This window comes from uncultured Desulfovibrio sp. (assembly GCF_944327235.1).
Lineage (GTDB): Bacteria > Desulfobacterota > Desulfovibrionia > Desulfovibrionales > Desulfovibrionaceae > Desulfovibrio.
Genome location: NZ_CALVHE010000127.1, coordinates 1 through 5,077, shown reverse-complemented (window position 1 = coordinate 5,077; position 5,077 = coordinate 1). Strand labels below are relative to the sequence as shown.

General features: G+C 64.6%; 4 protein-coding genes and 2 pseudogenes. All 6 read right to left on the bottom strand.

Features of this window, described 5'->3' with window-relative positions:
• Positions 1–164: 164 nt before the first annotated feature.
• Complete coding sequence (locus Q0K00_RS11320; protein WP_297229603.1) at positions 165–1,091, bottom strand: D-alanine--D-alanine ligase; 927 nt, start codon at positions 1,089–1,091, stop codon at positions 165–167.
• The gene (locus tag Q0K00_RS11315; RefSeq protein WP_297229601.1) at positions 1,054–1,719 is read right to left on the bottom strand and encodes an HDIG domain-containing metalloprotein; all 666 of its coding nucleotides are present in this window, start codon (positions 1,717–1,719) and stop codon (positions 1,054–1,056) included. Before Q0K00_RS11315 ends, Q0K00_RS11320 begins: the two co-directional genes overlap by 38 nt.
• A gap of 299 nt (positions 1,720–2,018) precedes the next feature.
• Positions 2,019–2,423, bottom strand: a pseudogene (locus Q0K00_RS11310) (flagellin); the annotation flags it as partial.
• 600 nt (positions 2,424–3,023) lie between these two features.
• Positions 3,024–3,437: pseudogene (locus Q0K00_RS11305) on the bottom strand (flagellin); the annotation flags it as partial.
• A gap of 46 nt (positions 3,438–3,483) precedes the next feature.
• Positions 3,484–4,614, bottom strand: coding sequence for a lytic murein transglycosylase (locus tag Q0K00_RS11300; protein WP_297229599.1), 1,131 nt, complete (start codon positions 4,612–4,614; stop codon positions 3,484–3,486).
• The coding region (locus Q0K00_RS11295) for a S24/S26 family peptidase (RefSeq protein WP_297229597.1) at positions 4,614–5,077 on the bottom strand (464 nt) is incomplete at its 5' end. The genes Q0K00_RS11295 and Q0K00_RS11300, both read right to left, overlap by 1 nt.

The following is a 5,077-nucleotide window of genomic DNA, read 5'->3' as shown; positions in this document are numbered from 1 at the left end:
GGAGGTGTTCCCCTTCCCCCCAAGCCCCCCATCCCTTCCCCAGCGCGCTTTTACCGGGGAAGAGTCAGGTACACGAGGCACTCTCGTCCCAAAAGCAAGCGGTGTGCATACAGTCTGCTTTGCTTATCTATTGAAATTGGTTGCAAAATTTGTGTTGACAGGCCCTAGCGGGCGCGGGCCGTTCCGGCGTGGCGCTGCAACCCCAGCTCGATGAGGCGTTCCAGCAGCTGGCCGAAGTCGAGCCCCGCGACGGCCGCTTCTTGCGGCACGAGGCTCGTGGGCGTCATGCCCGGCAGAGTATTGACCTCCAGCAGATGGAGGCTGTTGTCCGCGCCGAGGATGAAGTCCGCCCGGCTGTACCCGGCAAGTCCCAGGGCCTTGTGCGCGGCCAGCGCGATGCGCCGCACGTCGGCGGTCACCTCGTCGGGCAGAGGCGCGGGGCAGAGCTCGCGAGCGCCGCCCTTGGCGTACTTGCTCGTGAAATCAAAGAATTCCCCGGCCACAGGCTCGATGAGGATTGGGGCCAGGGCCTCTTCGCCAAGGACGCCGCAGGTCACTTCCCGTCCGGTGAGCTGGGGCTCGATGATGGCGCATTCCCCGGCGTTGAAGATCTCGTCAAGGATGGGCGCGAGTTCTTCCCGGTCGGCGGCCCGCCCCAGATGCAGGGAAGATCCGCCGGTATTGCTCTTGGCGAATACCGGCCAGCCGAAGGGCGGTTCCCAGTCGGCGTCGGGACGCCGCGTCAACAGGACCCAGTCGGCTGTGGGCAGTCCCGCCTGTCGGAAGATCTGCTTGGCGGCCGCCTTGTTGAGGGCCAGGAAGGAACCGGCCGGGCCGGATCCCTGATAAGGGCAGTGGACACGTTCCAGCATGGCCTGCACAAGGCCGTCCTCACCCGGTGCGCCGTGCAGGTTGATGAGGGCAAAATCGTGCGTCTGAGCGCATTCCAGGAGATGGTCGAACTGGTCCAGCAGGTCGAAGAAGGTGACGCTGTGTCCGCGTTGTTCCAGCGCCGCCTGCATACCGCGCGCGCCTATCAGCGATATTTCCCGTTCAGAGGACCAGCCGCCCGCAATCAAAAGAATCTTCATGTAATGAGCACCCCAGATGCGCCTCGAAAGCGCGTTCGATGATGAGTCCCTGCTGTCGGGAGGCCTCTATGCCCGCCCGGGCGGCTTCGGTGCGCCCGTAGCGCTCCAGCAGATCGGCAAAGCGTTCGTCCAGCGTGACGCACTGGTCGTGCCGGGTGCGCTTGTCGGCATACAGGATGAAAAAAGGCAGCGTGCACAGGCGCGCGCCGTCGTCCACAGGAATGCGCCACGGCCAGTGGACATGCAGCATGACGCCTTGGGCCACGGCAAAATGGCGCGTTTCGGCCACCACCCAGCTCGCGCCGAGGTGGGCATGTCCCGCTCCATACTGGATGCTGTAGGCCTTGGCCAGATCATGCAGGAGACCGGCCGCCCGCACTTGCGCCACGTCCACGGCGAAGCCGCGCGCAAGCGCCCGCTCGGCCAGCGTGCAGGCGATGTGCGCCACGACCTTGCAATGGCGGCGGATATGGGGCGGCATGGCGTATTTTTCCCACAGGGCCGCGCAGGCGGCCTCATCGGGCGCGGGCGGTTGCGGCATGGCGACCGCAAGCGTCGGTTCCGGCAGATGCGAATACGGATGGGCGAAAAGAGGCCCGTTGTCGCTGGGAGGCATGAGCACTGACATGGGCGGCAGTATGCCACTGCCTTGCCGCCTTGGCAAGGAAAGGGGCGGGAGTCCGGGCCGGAGGCGGCATCCCTGCCCAAAGACCAAGGCCGCCCCGCGTGTTGCGGGACGGCCTCGACGGGAAGTGACCGGAACATCCGCGGTCCGTGTCATTCCGGCGGGAGCTAGGCTTCTCCCGCTGACAGGTGAACCGGTAAGATGCGGTAAACAGCCTTATCGGCAGGTCACTGGAGAACTTGAGAGAAAAAGGGACATTTTTTTTCTTTTTGTTTCCGCGTACGGGTGAGCCGCGCCGGGGATCAGCCGATAAGGCGGCTGGCGACCATGCCCGGCAGGGAATTGGCCTGCGCCAGCATGGAGACCGCCGCCTGCGTCAGGACTTGATTGCGGACGAAGGTCTGCATCTCCTGCGCCACATCCACGTCGGAGATGCGGGACTCGGAGGCGGCGATATTCTCGCTCTGGACCGTCAGGTTGGTGACGGTATTTTCCAGCCGGTTTTGCAGTCCTCCCAGATAGGTGCGGATCTCGGCATGTCGTTCCAGCGCTCCTTTGATGCGGGTCAGGCTCGTCTGGGCGTTGTTCTGGGTGGTGATGTCGGTATTGGCCAGGCCCAGTCCCGCCAGCGTGGCGTTGGACTTGTCGATGACGTAATAGTCCTCCGCGGAGTCGTTGCCCGTGCCGAAGTGGATGAGCACCTTGCCCGGCGCGGGATCGCCGGGTATGGCCGTCTGGGCGTCGGCCTGCGCGCCGTTGGGATTGTCCTTGACGCTCACGGGGCCGAAAACGACCCCGACGCCCATGTTGGACCAGCTGCCGATGACAAGGGTGCCGTTGCCGCCGACGTTGGCATTGGCGATATTGCCCACATCGTTGCCGTTGAGGATGACATGCAGGGCGTTGTCCGCCTCGATCCTCACCTCAAGAGCGTTGTTGCCGCCGTCGGCAACGCCGCTGACAGGCCCCTGGACGCTCTGGCCGCCGAGGGTGACCTCCAGTTCGCCCGTGGTGGTGACACGCGCGGAAAGATTGCCGAACTGGAAAAGCTCCGCATGAGCGCCCGCACCTGCCGTCAGCGCGGGATTGAAGCGCATGGAGATGCTGAAGCCGGCCCCTCCGTTGAGGTTCAGGTTGGCCGACACGTTGCCCAGCATGGAGTCCACGGTGGTCAGATTGCCGCCGCCCGCAAAGACAGTGCCGTTCTGGGTGAGATTGTTGCCGTTGCCGCTGCTGTCGGAAAGGTCGTTGAAGTTCCATTCCCCCACGGTCTGCTGCTGGAAACCGGCCATGCCGCCTGCGCCTGCCAGCAGCTTGATGCCGTTGAAGTCCGTGGCCAGGGCGATGCGCGTGATCTCCGAGCCCATGGCCTGGAATTCGCTGTCGATCATGAGCCGCTGTACGGAATCGTATGTGCCGGTGGCGGCCTGTTCGGCCAGTTCCTTCATACGGATGAGCTTTTCTTCGATGACGCCCAGCGCGCCGTCCATGGTCTGGATCATGGAAATGGCGTCATTGGCGTTGCGGACGCCCTGATGCAGCGCGCTGATGTCCGCGCGCATGAGCTCGCGTACGGCCAGTCCCGCGGGATCGTCGGCGGATTCCTCGATGCGCAGCCCGGAAGAAAGACGGCGCGTCGAATCCGACAGCGCCTGGAAATGGGCCGTGAGCGTATTGGCCACCTGACTGGCCGAGAGATTATGCAACAGGGAAATGGACATGTCGTGCTCCCCCAGTCCGTCAAGCCGGAGGGGGGAGCACGGCTTGTTAGAGCTGTTTGGCTACCAGATCTCCCAGAGCCAAGATGGTGTTGGCGTAGACGGTGGACTTGTTGTACCGCATGAGCAGGGCGTGTTGACGCTTGCGGTCTATGCCCGCTCTCCAGCCATGCTTATACAGGTAACAGGAAAGACTTGCAACTGCGTCGGGGATGGTGAACAGATCGACCCGCCCGTCCCCGTCGCCGTCCGCGCCGTATGACGTGATATTGGAGGGCATGAACTGGCACAGGCCCACCGCGCCGTAGATGGAGCCGGGCAGGTGTTCGGCGGGGACCTGATCGCGGAGCATGTGCTCCACGAGGGCGCGCGTTTCCTTATAGGCCCAGTCGGCACGCTGGGGCATGGTCTCCCGGAGCCAGTCCAGATGCTTTTCGTAGCCGGGGAGCTGCGGCAGCCACTGGCGGATGCTGTCCGGCTCGCGGCTCACGGCCATGCTGGCAAGGGTATAGAAGGCGTTCTCCTTGACGTCCCCCAGCACGCGGCCGAGGCGGGTCTCCACAAAGAGCAGGGCGACGGCCACATGGCGCGGCACGCCGTAGCGGCGCTGGGCCTCGGTGAAGGCCGCCGCGTTTTCCTTGACGAAATCGGCGCAGATGCGGGCGTTGGCTTCCGTCACGACGCCTTTGTAATATTGCTGGCGAGGTTTGCCGCTGGTCGGGGGAGCGGGCAGGAAGCGGCGGCGGTAGAGTTCCTTCATCTTGCGGCCCATGGGCGACTGGGTCGCCACGTCCGGCAGGGCGGCAAAGAGCGCCGTGACCTGCGGGCCGGAGATGCCGTCGGCCGCCAGACGTTGCAGGAGGGGCTGCCAGATGGCTGCGGGCGTCCCGTGGACGGCATTCACCGGAGGCAGCGGATCAGGCATGGCGCCTGAGGGGACAGGCAGCGCGCCGCCCGGCAGGCCGGAAACGGGGGTGGCCCCCGAAGGGGCCACCTGCTGGGAAGATAGAGTCTTTTCTTCCAGACGATCCGTGTCGGTCGCTTTTTCCGGGGCTTCCAGCACCGGCGTGCCGATGGGCACGGAACCGTCGTCGGCGGCCTGCGTGCCGCCGCAGGCGGCAAGGGCCAGAGTGCCCACGACCATGAGGACCAGAAGCGCACGCCTGTACAGTCGCATCATCACAACTCCTGCATGATCCAGATCACGCGCCCCAGCAGGCGTTTCTTGAGTTGCTGGGGAGTGAGCCGGGTTTCGGGGTACTGGGCGGATTCGGAGCGCAACAGATAGCCCTCCTGTTCCCCGTCCAGAAAGATCTTGCGTACCGTCACGCCTTCATGGGGCGCAAAGACGGCATAAAGCTTGCCGGAGACGATCTCCTGTTCGTTGCTGTCCACGCCGAAGTGGGCATTGGGCGGCAGCAGGGGCGTCATGTTGTCGCCGCTCATGCGAAAGATCATGAGCGCTTCCCGCTGTAGAGAGCCGGGGATGGCCAGCCGCCCCGCCGGAGAGAAGGCGGGCCGGGGCTTGCTGTCGCTGTAGGGACAGGACATGAGGAAGATGGGGCTGATGACGCAGCGGGATTGCGGATCTCCGAAGTGGGCCGGGTCTTCGGCCAGCCCTTCCGGCTTCTCGCTGGGCACAT